The sequence below is a fragment of the Ruegeria sp. BHSC043 genome, from assembly GCF_059612985.1.
In genome coordinates this window covers 924,731-944,934 of sequence record NZ_JBXWRS010000001.1, presented here as the reverse complement: position 1 = coordinate 944,934, position 20,204 = coordinate 924,731, and the positions used below count along the sequence as shown (strand labels likewise).

Annotated in this window: 19 protein-coding genes; 11 read left to right on the top strand and 8 right to left on the bottom strand. The window is 62.8% G+C overall.

Annotated elements, in window-relative coordinates; translation table 11 throughout:
• The first annotated feature begins 6 nt into the window (after positions 1 to 6).
• Entirely contained in the window at positions 7 to 1,047 is a 1,041-nt protein-coding gene (gene ocd / locus AC2FMM_RS04640) for an ornithine cyclodeaminase (protein WP_496687124.1), read from the top strand.
• Positions 1,048 to 1,302: 255 nt separating this feature from the next.
• On the opposite strand, the gene AC2FMM_RS04635 is transcribed toward ocd, so the two are convergent.
• From AC2FMM_RS04635 to AC2FMM_RS04625, 3 genes are read right to left on the bottom strand one after another with little or no spacing between them, the layout of a single operon-like run.
• Entirely contained in the window at positions 1,303 to 2,706 is a 1,404-nt protein-coding gene (locus AC2FMM_RS04635; protein ID WP_496679719.1) for a TRAP transporter large permease, read from the bottom strand.
• A 3-nt stretch (positions 2,707 to 2,709) separates the two neighbouring features.
• Positions 2,710 to 3,339, bottom strand: a complete 630-nt coding sequence (locus AC2FMM_RS04630; protein WP_496727566.1) for a TRAP transporter small permease — start codon at positions 3,337 to 3,339, stop codon at positions 2,710 to 2,712.
• 56 nt (positions 3,340 to 3,395) lie between these two features.
• Positions 3,396 to 4,412, bottom strand: coding sequence for a C4-dicarboxylate TRAP transporter substrate-binding protein (locus AC2FMM_RS04625; RefSeq protein ID WP_496687122.1), 1,017 nt, complete (start codon positions 4,410 to 4,412; stop codon positions 3,396 to 3,398).
• A gap of 428 nt (positions 4,413 to 4,840) precedes the next feature.
• Here AC2FMM_RS04625 and acs point away from each other — a divergent pair, with 428 nt between their 5' ends.
• The 9 genes from acs to AC2FMM_RS04580 all read left to right on the top strand — a co-directional run bounded on the left by acs (position 4,841) and on the right by AC2FMM_RS04580 (position 14,972).
• On the top strand, positions 4,841 to 6,805 hold the full coding sequence (gene acs, locus AC2FMM_RS04620) for an acetate--CoA ligase (RefSeq protein ID WP_496795911.1): 1,965 nt from the start codon (positions 4,841 to 4,843) through the stop codon (positions 6,803 to 6,805).
• A gap of 7 nt (positions 6,806 to 6,812) precedes the next feature.
• Entirely contained in the window at positions 6,813 to 7,496 is a 684-nt protein-coding gene (locus AC2FMM_RS04615) for an adenylate kinase (protein ID WP_496679711.1), read from the top strand.
• Positions 7,497 to 7,666: 170 nt separating this feature from the next.
• Positions 7,667 to 7,951 carry a DUF4212 domain-containing protein gene (locus tag AC2FMM_RS04610; RefSeq protein ID WP_496679710.1) on the top strand — a complete coding sequence of 95 codons (285 nt, stop codon included), beginning with the start codon at positions 7,667 to 7,669 and terminating at the stop codon, positions 7,949 to 7,951.
• A gap of 15 nt (positions 7,952 to 7,966) precedes the next feature.
• Positions 7,967 to 9,751 carry a sodium:solute symporter family protein gene (locus AC2FMM_RS04605; protein WP_496679709.1) on the top strand — a complete coding sequence of 595 codons (1,785 nt, stop codon included), beginning with the start codon at positions 7,967 to 7,969 and terminating at the stop codon, positions 9,749 to 9,751.
• 108 nt (positions 9,752 to 9,859) lie between these two features.
• The gene (locus AC2FMM_RS04600; RefSeq protein ID WP_496795910.1) at positions 9,860 to 11,683 is read left to right on the top strand and encodes a DUF294 nucleotidyltransferase-like domain-containing protein; all 1,824 of its coding nucleotides are present in this window, start codon (positions 9,860 to 9,862) and stop codon (positions 11,681 to 11,683) included.
• A 30-nt stretch (positions 11,684 to 11,713) separates the two neighbouring features.
• The gene (locus AC2FMM_RS04595) at positions 11,714 to 12,232 is read left to right on the top strand and encodes a hypothetical protein (protein WP_496679706.1); all 519 of its coding nucleotides are present in this window, start codon (positions 11,714 to 11,716) and stop codon (positions 12,230 to 12,232) included.
• Between the two features lie 2 nt (positions 12,233 to 12,234).
• The gene (locus AC2FMM_RS04590) at positions 12,235 to 13,647 is read left to right on the top strand and encodes a 3'-5' exonuclease (RefSeq protein ID WP_496795909.1); all 1,413 of its coding nucleotides are present in this window, start codon (positions 12,235 to 12,237) and stop codon (positions 13,645 to 13,647) included.
• 86 nt (positions 13,648 to 13,733) lie between these two features.
• The gene (locus tag AC2FMM_RS04585) at positions 13,734 to 14,234 is read left to right on the top strand and encodes a flavin reductase family protein (RefSeq protein ID WP_496795908.1); all 501 of its coding nucleotides are present in this window, start codon (positions 13,734 to 13,736) and stop codon (positions 14,232 to 14,234) included.
• A gap of 66 nt (positions 14,235 to 14,300) precedes the next feature.
• Entirely contained in the window at positions 14,301 to 14,972 is a 672-nt protein-coding gene (locus tag AC2FMM_RS04580; RefSeq protein WP_496795961.1) for a sulfotransferase family 2 domain-containing protein, read from the top strand.
• A gap of 37 nt (positions 14,973 to 15,009) precedes the next feature.
• Here the strand turns inward: AC2FMM_RS04580 and AC2FMM_RS04575 are convergent, their stop codons facing one another.
• Genes AC2FMM_RS04575 through AC2FMM_RS04560 form a run of 4 tightly spaced genes read right to left on the bottom strand, consistent with a single transcriptional unit; the run spans position 15,010 to position 17,436 of the window.
• Positions 15,010 to 15,489: a DUF6505 family protein gene (locus AC2FMM_RS04575; RefSeq protein ID WP_170437244.1), complete on the bottom strand. Its 480-nt coding sequence runs from the start codon at positions 15,487 to 15,489 to the stop codon at positions 15,010 to 15,012.
• A complete protein-coding gene (locus AC2FMM_RS04570; protein ID WP_496687116.1) occupies positions 15,486 to 16,184 on the bottom strand; it encodes a biotin/lipoate--protein ligase family protein in 699 nt (232 codons plus the stop codon). Before AC2FMM_RS04570 ends, AC2FMM_RS04575 begins: the two co-directional genes overlap by 4 nt.
• Positions 16,181 to 17,242, bottom strand: a complete 1,062-nt coding sequence (locus tag AC2FMM_RS04565) for an Mrp/NBP35 family ATP-binding protein (RefSeq protein ID WP_496795907.1) — start codon at positions 17,240 to 17,242, stop codon at positions 16,181 to 16,183. Before AC2FMM_RS04565 ends, AC2FMM_RS04570 begins: the two co-directional genes overlap by 4 nt.
• Positions 17,239 to 17,436, bottom strand: coding sequence for a DUF6494 family protein (locus AC2FMM_RS04560; RefSeq protein ID WP_496679695.1), 198 nt, complete (start codon positions 17,434 to 17,436; stop codon positions 17,239 to 17,241). The genes AC2FMM_RS04565 and AC2FMM_RS04560 overlap by 4 nt, the downstream gene beginning before the upstream one ends.
• 64 nt (positions 17,437 to 17,500) lie before the next feature.
• Between AC2FMM_RS04560 and AC2FMM_RS04555 the strand changes: the two genes are divergently transcribed.
• A complete protein-coding gene (locus AC2FMM_RS04555) occupies positions 17,501 to 18,229 on the top strand; it encodes a c-type cytochrome (protein ID WP_496741875.1) in 729 nt (242 codons plus the stop codon).
• Here the strand turns inward: AC2FMM_RS04555 and AC2FMM_RS04550 are convergent.
• Entirely contained in the window at positions 18,223 to 20,178 is a 1,956-nt protein-coding gene (locus AC2FMM_RS04550; protein ID WP_496795906.1) for a 4Fe-4S binding protein, read from the bottom strand. The genes AC2FMM_RS04555 and AC2FMM_RS04550 overlap by 7 nt on opposite strands.
• Positions 20,179 to 20,204: the final 26 nt, after the last annotated feature.

Genomic DNA, 20,204 nt, shown 5'->3' with positions numbered 1-20,204 from the left:
GACCCCATGCAACCTTCCGACAAGGCGCTTGTTCCCTTCGTATCCGTCGACAATATGATGCGGCTGATCCACCACATCGGTGTCGAAAGAATGATCACCGAGATCGCCGCCCAGATCGAGGATGACTTCAAACGCTGGGAGAGCTTTGACAAGACCCCGCGCATCCCGGCCCATTCCCCGCATGGCGTGATCGAACTGATGCCAACTTCGGATGGCGAGGCCTATGGGTTCAAATATGTGAACGGCCACCCCAAGAACACATCCGAAGGCCTGCAGACCGTCACCGCGTTCGGCCTGCTTGCGGACGTGTACACCGGGTATCCGACCCTGTTGACCGAGATGACCATGCTGACGGCGCTGCGCACCGCGGCAACCTCGGCGCTGGTTGGCAAATACCTGGCCCCCAAGAACGCCACCACCATGGCGATGATCGGCAATGGCGCACAGTCCGAGTTCCAGTGCCTAGCCTTCAAGGCCATGTGTGGAATTGATACCGTTCGCCTTTATGACATCGATCCCGCCGCCACCGCGAAATGCGCGGCCAACCTGCAAGGGACCGGCTTGAACGTGGTTTCGTGCCGCTCGGCCGAAGAGGCGATCGAGGGTGCGCAGATCATCACCACCTGCACCGCCGATAAGAAATACGCCACCATCCTGACCGACAACATGGTCGGCCCGGGCGTGCACATCAACGCGATCGGCGGCGACTGCCCCGGCAAGACCGAATTGCATCGCGATATCCTTCTGCGGTCCGACATATTCGTGGAATACCCCGAGCAGACCCGGATCGAAGGTGAAATTCAAGCGCTGGACCCTGACCACCCGGTCACCGAGATGTGGCAGGTCATCACCGGTCAGGCCGAAGGTCGCCGTGACGACCGTCAGATCACTCTATTCGACAGCGTCGGTTTCGCGATTGAGGACTTCTCCGCTCTGCGCTACGTCAAACGCGCGATCGAGGGAACCGAGTTTTTCGAGCCCTTGGACATGCTGGCCGACCCTGACGATCCGCGCGATCTCTACGGCATGCTGATGCGGGCCAAGTGAAGCCCCTTGGCACTGTCTTGCCGGCGGGCTGGTTGGGGGCTCTGCCCCCATCGCCTTCGGCGATCCCCCCGGGATATTTCTGGCCAGATGAAAGGTCTTGCGTTCGGATGGAATGCCAAAGTTCCATGCCTTTCCTTCCGTGCTAGCAGGCGGCAGTGTGTGGATTGACACACCGCAAAATTCATCTGGCTCAAAATATCCCGGAGCGCGAGGCAGAGCCTCGCACATGCAGTTGTGGCTGGGTCAGCCGCCCCCCTAGCCCGCGAGAGAGGGCAAGTAGAGAACGATTGCCGGAAACGCGACCAGCAGCGCAATCGTGACCGCATCAGCCACAAAAAACGGCGCCACGCCCTTGAACACGTCCTGCACGCTCAGATCCGGTCGCACACCTGCCACCACGAAACAGTTCAATCCGATTGGCGGGGTGATCAGGCAGAACTCGGCCATCTTGACCACCAAGATGCCGAACCAGATCGCGCACATGGGTCCGGACATGCCGAATGTGCTGTCGGCCGCGCTTACCGCTTCACCGCCGTTCAGCGCCATGACGGCCGGGTAGACAACCGGCAGTGTCAGCAGGAGCATACCGATCGCATCCATAAACATGCCCAGCACGGCGTAAGCTAGCAAGATACAGATCAGGATCAGCATGGGCGACATGTGCAAGGACGTGATCCAATCGGAGAACGCGCCGGGCAGATCGGCGAAGCCTAGGAACCGGACATAGATCAGAACGCCCCAGATGATCGTGAATATCATCGCCGTCAGCTTGGCGGTTTCCAGCAGCGCTGATTTCAGTTGCTGCCAGCGCATACCGTTGAAAACAGCGAAGCAGAACACGATGAATGCACCGATGGCTCCGCCCTCGGTCGGTGTTCCCCACGCATTTTCTCCAAACGGGTTGTAGACGAAGCAGATGATGATCAAGACCACCGCAACGATCGGCAAGGCCCCCGGCAACGCCGCAAAGCGTTGTTTCCAAGTGAAGCCAGTTACCGGAGGCCCGACCGACTTGAAAACCATCGCAATGCCGACGATCAGCAACCCGTAAACCAGGGCGGAAAAAGCGCCGGGAATGAACCCGGCCAAGAGCAGTTTGCCCACGTCCTGCTCGACGATGATCGCATAGATCACCAGGATCGCCGAAGGGGGGATCAGCGAGGCCAGCGTGCCACCGGCGGCCACCACGCCGGCCGCGAAGCGTTTGTTGTAGCCGACCTCCAGCATCTCGGGGATGGCGATGCGTGCGAACACGGCCGAGGTGGCCACCGAAGCCCCCGAAACCGCTGCGAAACCCGCGGTGGCAAACACCGTGGACACCGCCAGGCCACCGGGTACCCAGGCGATCCAGCGCTTGGCGGCCTCGAACAGGGCGCGCGTCAACCCGGCGTAGTAGGCCAGATACCCGATCAGGATGAAGGTGGGGATCAAGCTGAGCGTGTGCGACGCCACTTTGGAATGCGGCACCTGTCCGGCAGTCTTGACCGCGACGGTCAGCGCCTTTCCGAACCGATCCGGATCATAGCCAAACTTGGCCCAGAAGACCCACACCAGACCGACAAGCCCCGCCAAACCGGCGGCGAAGGCCACACGCATACCAGCGACCACCAGTACCAGCAGACCGCCCGTAACCCAAAGGCCGATGTCAATCGTGTCCATGTGTCAGTCCCGCTTCTCAAACTGCTCGGCTTCGGCGGCGGCTTGCGCGGCCACATCTTGAATCATCGGAACCCCCGCAGGGGCATCAAGGCCCAGCACGAAGGCGCGCCCATAGCCCCAGATCTGCAGACACAGCCGCAGGCAGAGGACGGAAAACGCAACGGGCGCCAACAGCTTGGCGGGCCAGATTGGGATACCGATGTCGATTGAACTGTCGCGGCTCCACATCGGGGCGCCGAAATCGAAGGACCGGTCGAAATGCGCCCAACTGCCCCAGACCAGCGCCACCATAAGGACAAGAATCAGAACAACCGAGACGAGTTCGAACAGCCACAGTGCACGACCGTGCAGGCGCGCAATGACGATGTCCATTCGGATATGCCCGCCCTCTCGCTGCACATACGAGATCCCAAGGAAGGCAATCAGCGGCATGGCCTGCTCGATCCAGTCGACATAGCCCGGCAAGGGGGCATTGACCGCGTTTCGGCCGCTGACGGAAATCACGGCCAGTACCATCAATCCGAACACGGCAACCCCACTGAGCAAGGCCATAAAACGTTCGAGTTTCAGCAAATGCCGGTCAAGACGGCTAAGCAAACTGCCGTCTTCCAGCACGGTGGCCTGTCCTGCCATCCGGTCGTCCCCTATCTGGAAAAAACCGGGGGCCGATGCGCCCCCGGTCAGTGGTGTCAGTTGCCGCCGCGCTGCTGCTTGAGCGTGGATTGCACTAGGTCATACAGCTCTTGCGCCGGAAGGCCCTGGGCCGACATGTCGGCGATCCACTGTTCGCGGATCGGGTCGGCCGCCTTGGCCCGGAACTCGGCTAGGACTGCGTCGTCGATCATCACCTTCTGCACGCCCTTTTCTTCCAGAACGCTGTCCCATTTCTTGAGCAACTCGCCATAGTTCGCGAGATAATGCGCAATGGCTTCGTCGATCGAGCTGTCCAGAGCCTCGCGATGTTCCGACGGCAGCGCCTCGTAGGCGTCGATATTCACCACGACCGGGCAATTCACCGTGCCCGGGTTCAGGTTCGCGGTCCACCAGTCCGCCTCGTTGATGGTGCCGAAGGACAGATGCGCATGCTGGGCGAAGGCCACGGTATCGACGACGCCGGACTGCATCGCGTTGTAGGCTTCGGTAGCGGGCACCGACGTGGGCACCGCGCCTACCGACTCGAACGCGTTGCCGATGCCACCGGTCGCGCGCACGCGCATGCCTTCAAACTCAGACAGCTCATCCCGTGGCTCACCCTTGCCGACCAGATTGTACTGCGGCATCGGCGAGGTCATGAGGATGCGTGCATTCCACTGTGCCATCTCGTCCTTGACCGCAGGGTGGTCATAGACCGCATGGCTGACCGCGACCTCTTCGTCCAACGTGTTCACACCCAGGAACGGAAGTTCCAGCACCGTGATCGCGCGGTTCTTGTCGCGGTGATAACCCGCGCAGAACTGGGCCATCTCGAAGGCGCCGATCTCGATCCCGTCCAAGTTTTCCCTGGGTTTGGACAGGCCACCATAGCTGACGTTGATGGTAAAGGCGCCATCGGTCTTCTCGCTGACCAGTTCGGCCAGCTTTTCCACATGTTCGGTGAAAGCACGGCGCTTGCCCCAGACCGACGCGTTCCATTCCGTCGCGGCCGCTTCGGTCACGAAAGACACGGCCAAGGCGGCGATCGCCGCGCCGCTCAACATCTTGTTCATCATAATCTCTCCCTTTGGCACACCCCCTCCCGGGGCGCTTGGGGTCAAGCTAGCGCCAACATGTGAATGTGCCAAGCCCCCGTTCCGACCAGCGCCCCAACAGTCGGGCAATGGACACGCCGTGCGGGAATTGCACCTGGGCAGGCTTCCCCATGACGGGAAGAAACTGCACGACGACATCGTTTACAAACTCACGGAGAAAATTTCGTTGTTTTACAGACACCCAGATCTTGGGAACATAGACAATTTTTACAATTCGCAACTGTATCGAGAAAGTTGTTTACAAACAAATCCAAGGATTACGGCAATTTATTTCTTTCTTTTCGTGATGCCGTATTATCCATCGCGGGGAAGAAGCGGATCGACGATGCCCAAAGAAGGGGCAAACTTGATCCATCGAATATCCAGTCAGAGGGAGGAGCCTCAGTATGACCAGCGCTGCCCAGGCAGAAACCAAGGTTTATCCGCCATCCGCCGAAACCGTCGCCCGCGCCCATGTGGACGCCGAAAAATACGCCCGGATGTATGAGGAGTCGGTCAGCGACCCCGAGGCATTCTGGGGCGAGCACGGCAAGCGGATCGATTGGATCAAGCCCTATTCCAAGGTCAAGGACGTCAACTACGATTTCGGCTCGGTCAAGATCAACTGGTTCGCCGACGGCACGCTGAACGTCTCGGCCAACTGCCTGGACCGACACCTCAAGACCCGGGGCGATCAGACCGCGATCATCTGGGAACCGGACGATCCGAATGACGAAGCCCAGCACATCACCTATGCCGAGCTGCACCGCCGCACCTGCCGGATGGCCAACATTCTGGAGTCGATGGGCGTGCGCAAGGGCGACCGGGTGGTGATCTATCTGCCGATGATCCCCGAGGCCGCCTATGCCATGCTGGCCTGCGCCCGCATCGGCGCGATCCACTCGATCGTTTTTGCCGGCTTCTCGCCCGACGCGCTGGCGGCCCGGGTCAATGGCTGTGACGCCAAGGTCATCATCACCGCCGACGAGGCGCCGCGCGGCGGCCGCAAGACCCCGCTGAAGTCGAACGCCGACGCTGCCCTGCTGCACTGCAAGGACACGGTGAAGTGCCTGGTGGTCAAGCGCACTGGTGGCCAAACCACCTGGGTCGAGGGGCGCGACTTTGACTACAACGAAATGGCGCTGGAGGCCGACGATTACTGTGCCCCGGCCGAGATGAACGCCGAAGATCCCCTGTTCATCCTCTACACCTCGGGCTCGACCGGCCAGCCCAAAGGCGTGGTGCATACCACCGGCGGCTATCTGGTCTATGCCTCGATGACGCATGAGATCACCTTCGATTGCCATGACGGCGACATCTATTGGTGTACGGCGGACGTGGGCTGGGTCACCGGGCACAGCTATATCGTCTATGGCCCGCTGGCCAATGGCGCGACCACGCTGATGTTCGAAGGCGTGCCGACCTATCCCGACGCCTCGCGGTTCTGGCAGGTCTGCGAAAAGCACAAGGTCAACCAGTTCTACACCGCCCCCACCGCGATCCGCGCGCTAATGGGTCAGGGCAACGAGTTCGTCGAGAAATGCGACCTGTCCAGCCTGCGCATCTTGGGAACCGTGGGCGAGCCGATCAACCCCGAGGCCTGGACCTGGTACCACGAGGTCGTCGGCAAGGGGAAATGCCCGATCGTGGACACCTGGTGGCAGACCGAGACCGGCGGCCACATGATGACCCCCCTGCCCGGCGCGCATGCGACCAAACCCGGGTCGGCGATGAAACCTTTCTTTGGTGTTCAGCCCGTCGTGCTGGACCCGCAGTCTGGCGTCGAGATCACCGGCAACGGGGTCGAAGGCGTGCTGTGCATCAAGGACAGCTGGCCGGGCCAGATGCGTACCGTCTGGGGCGATCATGAGCGGTTCGAGAAGACCTATTTCTCGGACTACAAGGGCTATTACTTTACCGGTGACGGCTGCCGCCGCGACGAGGACGGGGATTACTGGATCACCGGCCGCGTCGATGACGTGATCAACGTTTCGGGCCACCGCATGGGCACCGCCGAGGTCGAAAGCGCGCTGGTGGCGCACCCGGCCGTGGCCGAAGCCGCCGTGGTGGGCTATCCGCACGACATCAAGGGACAGGGCATCTATTGCTACGTCACCCTGATGAACGACCGCGAGCCCACGGAGGAGCTGCGCAAGGAGTTGCGCCAGTGGGTCCGCACCGAGATCGGCCCGATCGCCAGCCCCGACGTAATCCAGTGGGCCCCGGGCCTGCCCAAGACGCGCTCGGGCAAGATCATGCGCCGCATCCTGCGCAAGATCGCCGAAAACGACTTTGGTTCGCTAGGCGACACCTCGACCCTGGCCGATCCTTCGGTGGTCGAAGATCTGATCGAAAACCGGGCCAACAAGTGAGGGCATGATGCAGGCTGATACGATCACCAAGCCCGCCGTCCTGATCCTTCTCGGCCCTCCGGGCGCCGGGAAGGGCACGCAGGCCCGCATGCTCGAAGATAAATTCGGTCTGGTGCAACTCAGCACCGGCGACCTGCTGCGCGCCGCCGTGGCCGCCGGAACCGAGGCTGGCAAGGCCGCCAAGGCGGTGATGGAGGCCGGTGGCCTGGTCAGCGACGACATCGTCATCGCGATCCTGCGCGACCGTCTGGCCGAACCCGACTGCGCGCGCGGTGTCATCCTTGACGGCTTTCCGCGCACCACGGTTCAGGCCGAGTCGCTGGACAAGCTGCTGTCGGAAAACGGCCAGAAGGTGAACGCGGCCATCAGCCTCGAGGTCGAGGACGCCGAGATGGTGACCCGTATCGCCGGCCGCTATACCTGCGCCAATTGCGGCGAGGGCTATCACGACCAGTTCAAGCAGCCAAAGGTCGAAGGCGTCTGCGACAAGTGCGGCGGCACCGCCTTCAGCCGGCGTGCCGACGACAACGCGGAAACCGTTGCCTCGCGGCTGGCGGCCTATCACGAACAGACCGCGCCCCTGATCGACTATTACCAGCGTCAGGGCGTATTGAAGCGGCTGAATGCCATGGGTCAGATCGAAGAGATCGCCCGCGGCCTTGAAGGCATCGTGGGGGAGGCGATGCGCTAAAGGGGAAAGGCAAGCCCCCGAATTACGTTTCTTCACTGGAACCGCCTTGGCGGACCAGAGGAGCTTTGCCTGACGCCGCCCCCGGCGGTCAGGCCCAATCGAAGGGTGGCCCGGCGTTTCGGAGGACAAGGGCAATGGACCACCCAGGAGGAAGCAAGGAGGAAACCGCAATGGCGGATCATTCAACAAACTCCGCGCAGACTGCCGAAGCCGGCAAGGGCTATTGGCAGGCAAACCTGCGTCTCATCTACATCAGCCTCATCATCTGGGCGCTGGTGTCGTTCGGGTTCGGCATTCTGCTGCGCCCCCTGCTGGCAGGTATCGCCGTCGGCGGCACCGATCTGGGCTTCTGGTTCGCGCAGCAAGGCTCGATCCTGGTCTTTCTGGCGCTGATCTTCTTCTACGCCTGGCGCATGAACAAGCTGGATGCCGAATTCGGCGTCGACGAAGAATAAGGGAGCGAGGGGACAATGGATCAGTTTACCATCAACCTGCTGTTTGTGGGCGCGTCGTTCGCGCTCTACATCGGCATCGCGATCTGGGCCCGCGCAGGGTCCACATCGGAATTCTACGCCGCCGGTCGCGGCGTTCACCCGGTCACCAACGGCATGGCCACGGCGGCCGACTGGATGTCGGCGGCCTCGTTCATCTCGATGGCGGGTCTGATTGCCTTTACTGGCTATGACAACAGCTCATTCCTGATGGGCTGGACCGGCGGCTATGTGCTGCTGGCGCTTCTGCTTGCGCCCTATCTGCGCAAGTTTGGCAAGTTCACCGTGTCCGAGTTCATCGGCGATCGCTTCTACAGCCAGACCGCGCGCGTCGTGGCGGTGATCTGTCTGATCGTGGCCTCGGTCACCTACGTGATCGGCCAGATGACCGGCGTGGGCGTGGCCTTTGGCCGCTTTCTGGAAGTGTCGAACACCACCGGGTTGCTGATCGGCGCGGGCGTCGTGTTCGCCTACGCGGTGTTCGGCGGCATGAAGGGCGTGACCTATACTCAGGTCGCTCAGTACTGTGTTCTGATCACCGCCTACACGATCCCGGCGATCTTCATCTCGCTGCAGCTGACCGGCAACCCGATCCCGGCTCTGGGCCTGTTCGGCGACACCGCCGGCGGTGAGCCGCTGCTGACCAAGCTGGACGCCATCGTGGCCGAGCTAGGCTTTGCCGAATACACCGCCCATCACGCGAATACGTTGAACATGGTTTTGTTCACCTTGTCGCTGATGATCGGCACCGCCGGCCTGCCCCACGTCATCATGCGCTTCTTCACCGTTCCCAAAGTGTCGGACGCCCGCTGGTCGGCGGGTTGGGCGCTGGTGTTCATCGCGCTGCTGTACCTGACCGCCCCCGCGGTTGGCGCCATGGCCCGTCTGAACATCACCGACATGATGTGGCCGAACGGTGGCATCGAAGGCGGCGCTGTATCGCTGGAGCAGATCGACAACGATGCCCGGTATGACTGGATGGCGACCTGGCAGAAAACCGGCCTGCTGGACTGGGAAGACAAGAACGGCGACGGCAAGATCCAGTACTACAACGATCAGAACGCCGACATGCAGGCGCTTGCCGAGGAAAAAGGCTGGGTCGGCAACGAGTTGACCAACTTCAACCGCGACATCCTGGTTCTGGCCAACCCCGAAATCGCCAACTTGCCGGGTTGGGTGATCGGTCTGGTCGCGGCCGGTGGTCTTGCGGCTGCGCTTTCGACCGCTGCGGGCCTGCTGCTGGCAATCTCGTCGGCGGTGTCGCACGACCTGATCAAGGGCTCGATCAACCCGAGCATCTCGGAAAAGGGCGAGCTTCTGGCGGCGCGGATCGCAATGGCCGTGGCCATCGTGGTTGCCACCTATCTGGGCCTCAACCCTCCGGGCTTTGCGGCGCAAACCGTGGCGCTGGCCTTCGGTCTGGCGGCGGCCTCGATCTTCCCGGCGCTGATGATGGGGATCTTCTCGACCCGCATCAACAACACCGGCGCGGTCGCGGGCATGCTGGCTGGTCTGACCGTCACCCTGGTCTACATCTTCCTGCACAAGGGCTGGCTGTTCATTCCGGGCACCAACTCGTTCACCGATGCAGACCCGCTGCTGGGTCCGATCAAATCGACCTCGTTCGGTGCGATCGGCGCCATGGTCAACTTCGGCGTCGCCTATGTGGTGGCCGGCATGACCAAGGAAACCCCGCAGGAGATCAAGGATCTGGTCGAAAGCGTACGCATTCCCCGTGGTGCGGGCGCGGCTCAGGACCACTGAGCCGGATGCGGTCCGCGATGATGCATCACGGGCCGTTTCCCTCGACCAACTTTTCCCGCCCGGCTAAACCCCGGGCGGGGCTTTTCATTCCAGCGGACGGGCGAACCCATGGCGCTTTCACCTGATCAGATCACCCGGTTCCTGAAATCCGTGCACCCCTATGACGCGCTGCCTGTCGAGGAACTGGCCGACATCGCGGCCCGGATCGAAGCGCGCGAAATCCCAAAGGGCACCGTCATCTATCACCGCAGCGCGCAGTTGCCCGGCCTGTTCATCATCTACGAAGGCCAGGTCGAGATCACCGACGAAAACGGCGCGGTCGTATCCCATCTGGGCCTGCGCAACTCGTTTGGCGAGCGTGGGCTGATGCGCGACGGACGCGCGGTGACCACGGCGACGGCTGACGCGCCCTCGGTTCTGCTGATCATCCCCGCCAACCTGTTTTCCGATCTGCTCAAGCGCCACGTCGTCATCGCCAAATTCTTCAACCGGGCCCGCCCTGCCCGGCCCGAACAGCAATCGCTGGCCACCACCCGGGTCGAAACCCTGATGGCGCGCAAGCCGGCCACCTGCACCCCGGACACGACCGTTCAGGAAGCCGCGCGCCTGATGCGCGACCGGGGCATTTCGTCCGTCTGCATAACCGAGCGCGGCGCGTTGCGCGGCATTGCCACGGTTCGGGACCTGTCGGGCAAGGTCGTGGCGGGCGCCCTGCCCCCGACGACCCCGGTGTCACAGATCATGACCCCGGACCCGCTGACCTTGTCGCCCGGCGACATCGGCTCGGACGTGCTGCACGCGATGCTGGAATGCGGTATCGGCCATATCCCCATCACCGAAGGCGGGCGCCTGGTCGGGATCGTTACCCAGACCGACCTGACCCGGTTCCAGGCCGTCAGCTCGGCCGAGCTGGTCAGCCGCATCGCGAAGGCCAGGTCGGCGACCGAGATGGCCGCGGTCACGGCCGAGATCCCGAACCTGCTGGTGCAACTGGTGGCGGCGGGCAACCGGCACGAGATCGTTACCCGCCTGATCACCGACATCGCCGACGCCGCGACGCGCCGGTTGCTGGCGCTGGCCGAGCAGAAACTCGGCCCGGCGCCCGTCCCCTATCTGTGGCTGGCTTGTGGCTCGCAGGGTCGACAGGAACAGACGGGCGTATCCGATCAGGACAATTGCCTTATGTTGGATGACAGCGTCACCGATGCCGACCTGCCCTATTTCGAAGCGCTGGCGAAGTTCGTGTCCGACGGGCTGGATACCTGTGGGTATTTTTATTGCCCCGGTGACATGATGGCGACCAATCCGCGCTGGCGGCAGCCGGTCCGGGTCTGGCGCGAATATTTCAAAGGCTGGATCGCCAAGCCCAATCCCGAGGCGCAAATGCTGGCCTCGGTCATGTTCGACCTGCGCCCCATCGGTGGCCGGTTCGAGCTGTTTTCCGACCTGCAGGCCGAAACCCTGCGCGCGGCCCGGGCGAACTCGATCTTCGTGGCGCACATGATCTCAAATTCTCTGAAGCACACGCCGCCACTGGGCCTGCTGCGCGGGATCGCCACGATCCGCTCGGGCGAGCACCGCAACACGCTGGACCTCAAGCACAACGGCGTGGTTCCGGTGGTCGATCTGGGCCGCGTCTACAGCCTGCAGGGTGAATTGACCGAGGTGAACACCCGCGCGCGCCTAAAGGCAGCCGAGGCCGCAGGGGTGCTCAGCCCGTCGGGCGCGCGGGACCTGCTGGATGCCTACGACCTGATCGCGGAAACCCGGTTGAACCATCAGGTCAAACAGATCAGGAATGGCGACAAGCCCGACAACTATCTTGCGCCGTCGGAACTGTCGGACTTTGAGCGAAGTCATCTTCGGGACGCGTTTGTCGTGGTAAAAACGATGCAATCCGCGGTCGGGCACGGCAAGGGGATGCTGGGGTAAAGACCCCGGCAGGAAGAACGGAGGAGGAAGATGTTTCTTGAGCTGATCGGCACGATCTTTGCGGGCTTTGCCATCGCGGGCCTCGTGATGGGTTTGAACCGACTGACCGGTGGCCGCCTGCCGAAATGGTCGGCTCCGGTTGCGGCCGGTTTGGGCATGATCGCGGTCACGATCATCAGCGAGTATTCCTGGTACGACCGCACCCGTGACGCCCTGCCCGAGGGCCTGACCGTCGTGCAAGAGGTCGAAAGCCGCGCGCTCTATCGCCCCTGGACCTATGCGGTGCCCTATGTTGACCGGTTCGCGGCCGTCGATACGGCTTCGTTGCGGACCAACGCGCAGGTGCCGGATCAGCGCCTGATCGACCTGTACTTCTTTGGCCGCTGGGCGCCGGTGTCCAAGATGCCTGTTGCCGTTGACTGCGCCAACCACAGACGGGCCAGCCTGGCGGACGGCGCCGCGTTTGACGCCGACGGTCGGTTGATCGGCGCCGACTGGCTTCCGGTCGGAGCGGATGACCCCGTCGTGTCTGCCACCTGCGGAGCCTGACCATGCTGACCCGCCTGAGCCTGCGCCTGAGAATTTTTCTGTTCTTCTGCTTGCTTGCCGCGGGCGGCATCGCCATCACCCTGATCGCGCTTTGGCTTGGCCTGCGCCGGGCCGACCCCGCGGACATGACCAGCGCCTTCGTGTTCAGCGGCCTGATGATCTCCTTTGGCTTGCTGGGGCTGGTCGTTGGTGTCTGGCTGCTGTTCGACGACAACGTGGCCAAACCGATCGAACGCCTGTCGGCGCAGTTGCGCGCACGTGCACATGCGGGGGTGGATACCGATCTCGACCTGCAGGCGGCGCGCTATCTGGGTGATTTGGCCCCCGCCGCCGCCAGCCTGGCCGAACGACTGGCCAGCACCGCCCTGTCCACCGCCGAGGCCGTGGCTGCCGAAACCGCTCATCTCGCCTCGGAAAAAGAGCACTTGACCGCGCTTCTGTCCGAGATCCCGGTCGCAATGCTGCTGGCGGGGCCAAACCACCAGATCGTTCTGTACGACGCGCAGGCCGCCGAGGTTCTGGCGCAGATCGCCCATCCCCGTCTGAACGCCTCGCTGTTCGACTATCTCGAACGCAAACCTCTGCTGGACGCTTACGAGAAGCTGGCGAAAACCGGCATGGATGTCTATTGCACCCTCGCCAGCGTGGACGGACGGCAGACCTACACGGCACGCATGAAGCCGTTGGGCGATGCGCCGGGCTATATGCTGATCTTCGAAGACAGCGTCGCCCGCATCCCGCCCGAGGCCGCGCGCCCTCTGGTCTATGATTTCGACCTTCTGGACACCCCCGGCGACGAGGCTTTTGAGAACCGCCCCCTGTCGCAACTGTGCTTTGTGGTCTTCGACACCGAAACCACCGGTTTGCTGCCGCACAAGGACGAGATCGTGCAGATCGGCGCCGTCCGTGTCGTCAAGGGGCGCATCGTCGAGGGCGAGCAGTTCGACACGCTGGTCAATCCGGGCGTTCCGATTCCACCCGCTTCCACCAAGGTCCACAAGGTCAGCGACCGCATGGTGCAGGATGCACCAGATATCGTGACCGCCGGCCGCAAGTTCCACCATTTTGCCCGCGACGCGGTGGTCGTGGCCCATAACGCTCCCTTCGACATGGCCTTTCTGAGGCGCCACGCGAAGCGGATGCAGGTCGAGTGGGATCACCCCATTCTTGACACTGTTCTGCTGTCGGCGGTCCTGTTCGGAGCCAGCGAAACCCATACGCTCGACGCTTTGTGCGAAAGACTGGGCGTGGAAATCCCCGAGACGCTCCGTCACACGGCTTTGGGGGATGCGGTTGCGACGGCTGAAGCGTTGGTGCGCATGCTGCCAATGCTGGCCGCGCGCGGAATGCAGACCTTCGGCGACGTGATTGCAGAAACCCGCAAGCACGGTCGGTTGCTGGAAGACCTGAACTGACTCAGCCTATTGATCGCGATACAGCTTTTCGTGGACAATTCCGCTTCGGCATGGCACCCCGGGGCCGAGCACTGGACGCGCATGAAATGACAGCAAAGACATTCAAACCCGGCCCCGAGAACTCCCTGGCCTTTCGCGAGGCGCTGGGCTGTTTCGGCACGGGCGTCACCGTCGTCACAACCGCAACTCCTAGCGGTCCGGCGGCGATAACCGTCAACTCCTTTGCTTCGGTCTCTCTGGATCCGCCTTTGGTGCTGTGGTGTTTGGGCAATGAATCGAACCGGTTCGAAGCCTTCCATGACGCGCAGCACTATGCGATCCATGTGATGGCGCAGGATCAACAGGAGCTTGCCTTGCGATTTGCCCGCGATGGCCGGGATTTCTCGCATACCGAATGGCATGCGGACGATCGCGGTCGTCCCCTGCTGGACACCTGCCTTGCCCGGTTCGACTGTTCGCTGTTCGCCCGTCATCCGGCCGGCGACCACGCGATCCTCGTCGGCCTGGTCGAAAACGTCATGGTCCGGCCTGGCAAAGGACTGATATTCAAGCGCGGCCAGTTCGGAGGATTCGACGATCTGATGTGATCCGCGTCCCGAGCAACCTGAAGAAACTTCGGCAATAGCTTTTGAACAGCACCAAAAAAACAATTCATCTTTGTACACACCCCGAAAACGGCGGGAAGCTCCGTCAGCTATTTCTTGCGTCATTCGCTGGGCCGAGCCAGCATTTTCCATCGGGTGTCAAACAGCCTGTCCAAACGCGTAATGGGTCGGCGAGTCTTTGATCCGGATGGATTTCAACCGCTTCGCAATCACGCCATAGCACGCGAATATCGCAAGCATTTCGGCGACCATTGCTGGCAGAAGAAAAGCTTTTCTTTCGTCCGCAACCCCTACGACCTGCTTGTTTCGATGTTCTCTTACATGCAGCAGCACCATGAGCATCCCGAGCATGAAAGAGTCCAGGGCCTGAGCTTTCGCGACCGCATTCTGAGCACGTTCGATCCGGATCGGCCGGCACGCTTTCAAACTCAGCTTCTGACCGATGCAAAAGACCGGCAAATAGTGCACCGGATCGGACGCTTCGAGACGATCGGCGAAAGCTTTGACGAAATCACCCGGTATATCGGGCTGAAGGTCCGGCTGCCGCACATGAACAAATCGAAACGTGGAAAATATATCGACCACTATGACCCAGAAACCATCGAAAGGGTCGCACACATCTTTCAGCGCGAGTTTGACGTACTGGGCTACAGCACTGACCCAACATGCACCGAGTTCGGGCCAATCAAGCTTGAGCGTCACCCCAAGCTTGTCGATTGAACCGCTACCCGGCGTGACCGCCAGGCACGCTCCCTATTCATTCGTCCAATGACCCGTGAACGGCAAAGGCCTCCAACTCGGCCTCTTGCGGCGTGATGACCCGAAAAGCCTCGTGAACGCCGGACTCGGTCAGGCTGCGGGCAACGGTCAGCAGGGTGTTGGGTGCATGATCGTCACACATCTCGGACATATGGGCCAACTCGGCACGGGCCACGTCCAGCGCCGCCTCGACCGACGGCGCGCCGTAAAGGCGCACGAAATGCTCGGCCAGGTTGGTGGCCAGCCGCTCCATCTCGGCCGGTTCGATCTGCGTCACCGCCACGAAGGTCACGCGCCCGAAGGTCTCGAGCCCCAGCCACCCATTGGCAAATGCCTGACGCGCCTTGCCGGCCAGGTCGGCCTCGCCCCAGTTCGAAAATTCGAACCCGCCCGAGATGCACCACTCGCCCGTTCGGGCGGGCGAGTGAAAGACGTTCAGGTCGCTTTCGTCGAAATGAATGGCGCGGGCCAGGTTCAATGGGTGTCCTCCAACAGATGGGTCAACGGAACAAGCTGCGTGTCCGCCCCGTTCCGCAGCAGCATGCCGAACCGCTCATCGGCCCCGAGAAACACGCCGCGATCACCATAAGGCTCTCCGACGCCCTGCAGCAAGCCCATCCATTCCCCGTGCAACGGCGCGTTGCCATCCTCGGACCAGCGGTTCAGCCAGGTCAGCATGTGACGCGACCAGCTTTCGACCAGCTGCACCGGGGACACTTCCGCGCAACCTTCATCATACAGGGCCGTCACATCGGGCGACTTGCCGGGCTCGTCCCCGGTTTGCAGCAAAGCCAGTTCCCAGCCGACGACCAGCCAGTCGGGCACGGTTTCCGGATCGGATGTCGACGCGGCCACACGAAATCGGCCGCAGCGGGCCCCGTTGACGAAAATCGGACCATCCCAGCCCAGATGCACCGCCACCTCGGGCGGAGCCAGCGCGCCCAGCGCGTTCTGAAACCCGACGGCACACAGCGGCAGCATGGCCATGGCGTCCTGCAATGGCACCTCGGGCGCAAACACGATGGCCGCGCGCACGCGATCCGCCTGGATGTTGTAGACGACGCTGCCCGCATCGCAGCCCAGCGCCGCCATGGCCTGCGCATGGTCGAACGGATCTTCCCCACCCTGCACCGGGTGCCCGGACAGTAACGGGGGAAAGACCGGCTGCGTCATGCCTTGCCCTTGGCGATCAGATCGCGGGCGATCTTGCGGAAGGCCTCGGCCTGCGGGCTATCGGGTTTGCTGACCACGATCGGTGCCCCGCCATCAGCAGCCACGCGGATATCCAGATGCAGCGGAATTTCCCCCAGCAACGGCACACCCAGTTCGGCGGCTTCTGCGGCGACACCCCCATGGCCGAACACGTGTTCCTCGTGCCCGCAGTTCGAGCAGATATGCGTGGACATGTTCTCGATCATGCCGACGATCGGCGTTTTCAGCTGGCGGAACATGTCGATGCCTTTGCGCGCGTCGATCAGGGCCACGTCTTGCGGGGTCGAGACGACGATGGCGCCGTCTACCTTGAACTTCTGGCTCAGCGTCAGCTGCACGTCACCGGTGCCGGGCGGCAGGTCGACGATCAGCACGTCCAACGCGCCCCACTGCACCTGGCTCATCATCTGCTGCAACGCGCCCATAAGCATCGGACCGCGCCAGACCACCGCCTGACCTTCGTTGGTCATCAACCCCATCGACATCATGGTGACGCCGTGATTGCGCAGCGGCAGGATGGTCTTGCCATCGGGGCTGGCCGGCCGTCCCGACACGCCCAGCATGCGCGGCTGCGAAGGGCCGTACACATCGGCATCCAGCAGACCGACCCGCCGCCCTTCGGCCGCCAGCGCACAGGCCAGGTTGGCCGAGACGGTCGACTTTCCGACCCCGCCCTTGCCCGAGGCCACGGCGATGATCCGGTCAACCCCCGGCACCGCCTGCGGCCCGGTCTGCGAGGGTTTGGGCTTGGGTTTCAAATCCGGCGGCGCCTTGTCGGAGTGCGCAGTCAGCAGGGCTGAGACCTTGGCCACCCCGTCGACCATTTGCGCCGCCTTTTCGGCGGTGGCGCGCACCGGTTCCATCTTCTCGGCATTCCTGGGGTCGATTTCCAGTACGAAGCGCACGGTATCGCCCTCGACATTCAGCGCGCGAACCACACCCGCGCTTACGATGTCCTGCCCCGAAACCGGGTCGGTGATCTTTTTCAGGTTCGCCAGAACCGCGTCGCGGATGCTCATGCGTCGCCGTCCTTGATCTGGCCGGTCACCACGTGTTCGACATCCAGACCGTCGATCGTCAGGACCATCTTGACTTCAAAGCTTTTACCCGCCGGATCGCCCGCTTTGCGCAGCGCGTCTTCGATGGCCTGCTGGCTGGTCACGCCAACCTGTTTGAGGAATTTGCGCATCGACATGTTGTAATCGCCGCTCATCGCCGTGTGTCTCCGTCTTGTTCGTTCATTTGACGCATTCACTCTGTCGCCGTTAGGCTGGGCCATGCGCTTTGTTCTTTTGTGCCTCAGCCTGACGCTCTTCGCCAGCCCCTCTTGGTCGCAGGAGGAGATTGGCTTGACCGCGCCCGAGGATGTCGCACGCTCGGGTCTTTTGAAACATATTCTTCCGCGCTTCTCGCTCAAGACCGGAATTCGCGTTGTCGCGGTTGATGCGGGCGCGATGGTTCTGGCGGTCGGGCCACCGGGGCAGCCGGTGTTTCAGCGCGGCGGCGACATCTATCATCTGCGCATTCAGGACGACCCGCGGCAGGCCCGCTTTCAGGATTGGCTGTTGTCCGACGTGGGCAAGCGCACCGTCGAAAGCTTTGCACCGGCCGAGGGCGGCCCGTTCTCGGCCAGTTTCGAAACGGTCGCTGCGCCCGAGTCGGATGCCATCGAAGGCGACGCCTTGCTGGGCGAAAAGCTGTCGCTGACCCATTGCGGGCGCTGTCATGTGATTGGCCCGCAGAACCGGATGAACGGGTTGGGCTCCACGCCGTCCTTTGCGGTGCTGCGCGCGATGCCGGATTGGTCGAACCGGTTCCAGGCGTTCTTCGCCCTGAACCCGCATCCGTCCTTTACCCAGATCGAGGGGATCACTGCGCCCTTCGACCCCGAGCGCCCCTCGCCCATTCACCCGCTGAGGCTGACGCAAGACGAGCTTGAGGCGATCCTCGCCTATGTCTCGGTCATCCGCGCGGCCGATCTGGGGGCACCGCTCAAACTTCAGTGATCCTTGCGCTTGCTGAAGTAGTCATCGGTGGTGACGACCTTGGGCTTGGGCTTTGAGGCAAATGGGTTATCCTCGCTGTGAAACTGCGCCTGCACACGGCAATCGTCACACATCTGGATCATCTTCGCCTGCTCGGACGAGGCGAACATCGGGTGGCTGCCGGCCAGCTTTTCCATGATCCGCTCGACCGTCGATTTCACCCCGAACAGAGCACCGCATTCGATGCAGGCAAAGGGCTCTTCCTCGTTCAGAACACGCGGCGACAGCGCACGGTCGCTCAGGTCCAGTTCGGGCACCAGGGTGATCGCGCTTTCGGGACAGATGGTCTTGCACAGCCCGCATTGCAGGCAGGCATCCTGCTGAAAGTTAAGCTGTGGCATGTCGGGATTGTCGATCAATGCGCCTGACGGGCACAGCGACACGCAACTCAGGCACAGGGTGCAGGCCTCGGTGTCCACCGCCACCGCGCCATAGGGTGCGTGTTCCGGCAGAGGAAGCGGCTGAGACGCATCGGGGCGCAGCGCCTTCGCCGCCAACCGCGTAATCTGGCGCCGGTTGCCCAGCGGCAGAACCGGCTGGGCAAGTGGCTGCGGCACGTCCTGCGCATAGAGCAGATCGGCCAGCGCATCGGGATCGGATTCATCGATCACTCCAACGACGTCGGTTCCGGCGATGGCCAGCGCCAGCGGCAGTTCGCGCTCCAACGCATCCCGCTCGGTCGTCGGGGCCAGCAGGATGTCGACCCGGGCAAAGCCATGAGCCAAGGCAGCCAGCATCTCGGCATGTCCAAAGCCGGACACCACACACAGTTCCAGCGGAATCACATCGGCGGGCAGCCCGCGCCCGAACCTCGCGGCCAGCCGGATCATCTCGGCCCCGTGGGCATCATGCACCAACAGGCGCGGAGCACGCCCTCCGGCCCGACGGTAGGCCGCCGCCAAGGTCTGCATCCGCGCCAGCAGGGCCGCCACCGGCGGATCCTCGTAGCTGATCGCGGTCGAGGGGCACAAGGCCGCGCATTCACCGCAGCCCGCGCAGACCATCGGGTCGATGGCGACGTGATCTCCGGCCGGGGTGATGGCACCGGTGGGACAGATGTCCAGACAGTTGGAACAGCCCACCTGCCCGGCCCGCGAATGGGCGCACAATGTTTCTTCGAGCCGGACATACAGCGGTTTTTCAAAGGTCCCGACCAGCTGCGCCGCGTCAAAGGCCAACCGGGCAACCGCCACAGCATCGCGCGGATCGGCGCGCAGGTAACCTTCGCGCTTGTCGGGAGCCGTCACGAAAGGCGTACCCCCCGCCAGGTCGATCAGCACATCGCAGGCCGACACCGCACCGTCGCGCGGCGGGGTCCAGGCAAACGCGCCGCGTCCGGCCGGATCAATCTGCTGCAGCGCATCCAACCGCAGGGTGAATCCGCCCAGCGCCCCCGAGACCGATCGGACCCGCGCGCGCACCACGTCATAGGCCCGGCTGTCAGGCTGCGCATCATCGGTGACGACCACCGTCACCGCCATCGTGTTCGACAGTCGCTGGGCCAGGTCAAACGCAACCGCTCCCGGCCCGATTATGCAGGCGGTGCCTTCGCTGATGACATCCACGCTGGGCGTGATCGGCTGCTGCAACAGAGCCTCGGCCGCCAGGGCGGCCATCTTGGGCAACGCCGCGCGCCCCTGCTCGGACCAGCCGGCCCGGTCGCGCAGATCGACAAAGCCAGGGTGATCCACGCCCAGTTCCTCGGCCAGTTCTTGAAACACTTGGGCCTCTTGCCCGCAGGCGATGACGATCTGGTCATCCGACTGCATCAGCTTTGCCGCAGCGGTCAGTTCGGTGGTGCACAGGGCCGTATGGACCTTGCTGCATTCAGCGCCGCAAGCAGCCGATATCCCCTGCCCGTCCAGGGCCTGACTTCCGGCGCAATCGCACAAGACCAGTTTGGTGACCATGTTCCCCCCGCATTTCTTCCTTGCCC

What these genes read in the sequence shown, in the direction of transcription:
- AC2FMM_RS04625 (WP_496687122.1), bottom strand. Translation starts at nt 4,412, where the DNA reads ATGAACAAGATGTTGAGCGGCGCGGCGATCGCCGCCTTGGCCGTGTCT.
- AC2FMM_RS04630 (WP_496727566.1), bottom strand. Translation starts at nt 3,339, where the DNA reads ATGGCAGGACAGGCCACCGTGCTGGAAGACGGCAGTTTGCTTAGCCGT.
- AC2FMM_RS04590 (WP_496795909.1), top strand. Translation starts at nt 12,235, where the DNA reads ATGCTGACCCGCCTGAGCCTGCGCCTGAGAATTTTTCTGTTCTTCTGC.
- AC2FMM_RS04595 (WP_496679706.1), top strand. Translation starts at nt 11,714, where the DNA reads ATGTTTCTTGAGCTGATCGGCACGATCTTTGCGGGCTTTGCCATCGCG.
- AC2FMM_RS04555 (WP_496741875.1), top strand. Translation starts at nt 17,501, where the DNA reads ATGCGCTTTGTTCTTTTGTGCCTCAGCCTGACGCTCTTCGCCAGCCCC.
- AC2FMM_RS04615 (WP_496679711.1), top strand. Translation starts at nt 6,813, where the DNA reads ATGCAGGCTGATACGATCACCAAGCCCGCCGTCCTGATCCTTCTCGGC.
- AC2FMM_RS04570 (WP_496687116.1), bottom strand. Translation starts at nt 16,184, where the DNA reads ATGACGCAGCCGGTCTTTCCCCCGTTACTGTCCGGGCACCCGGTGCAG.
- AC2FMM_RS04585 (WP_496795908.1), top strand. Translation starts at nt 13,734, where the DNA reads ATGACAGCAAAGACATTCAAACCCGGCCCCGAGAACTCCCTGGCCTTT.
- AC2FMM_RS04635 (WP_496679719.1), bottom strand. Translation starts at nt 2,706, where the DNA reads ATGGACACGATTGACATCGGCCTTTGGGTTACGGGCGGTCTGCTGGTA.
- acs (WP_496795911.1), top strand. Translation starts at nt 4,841, where the DNA reads ATGACCAGCGCTGCCCAGGCAGAAACCAAGGTTTATCCGCCATCCGCC.
- AC2FMM_RS04550 (WP_496795906.1), bottom strand. Translation starts at nt 20,178, where the DNA reads ATGGTCACCAAACTGGTCTTGTGCGATTGCGCCGGAAGTCAGGCCCTG.
- AC2FMM_RS04610 (WP_496679710.1), top strand. Translation starts at nt 7,667, where the DNA reads ATGGCGGATCATTCAACAAACTCCGCGCAGACTGCCGAAGCCGGCAAG.
- AC2FMM_RS04560 (WP_496679695.1), bottom strand. Translation starts at nt 17,436, where the DNA reads ATGAGCGGCGATTACAACATGTCGATGCGCAAATTCCTCAAACAGGTT.
- AC2FMM_RS04605 (WP_496679709.1), top strand. Translation starts at nt 7,967, where the DNA reads ATGGATCAGTTTACCATCAACCTGCTGTTTGTGGGCGCGTCGTTCGCG.
- AC2FMM_RS04565 (WP_496795907.1), bottom strand. Translation starts at nt 17,242, where the DNA reads ATGAGCATCCGCGACGCGGTTCTGGCGAACCTGAAAAAGATCACCGAC.
- ocd (WP_496687124.1), top strand. Translation starts at nt 7, where the DNA reads ATGCAACCTTCCGACAAGGCGCTTGTTCCCTTCGTATCCGTCGACAAT.
- AC2FMM_RS04600 (WP_496795910.1), top strand. Translation starts at nt 9,860, where the DNA reads ATGGCGCTTTCACCTGATCAGATCACCCGGTTCCTGAAATCCGTGCAC.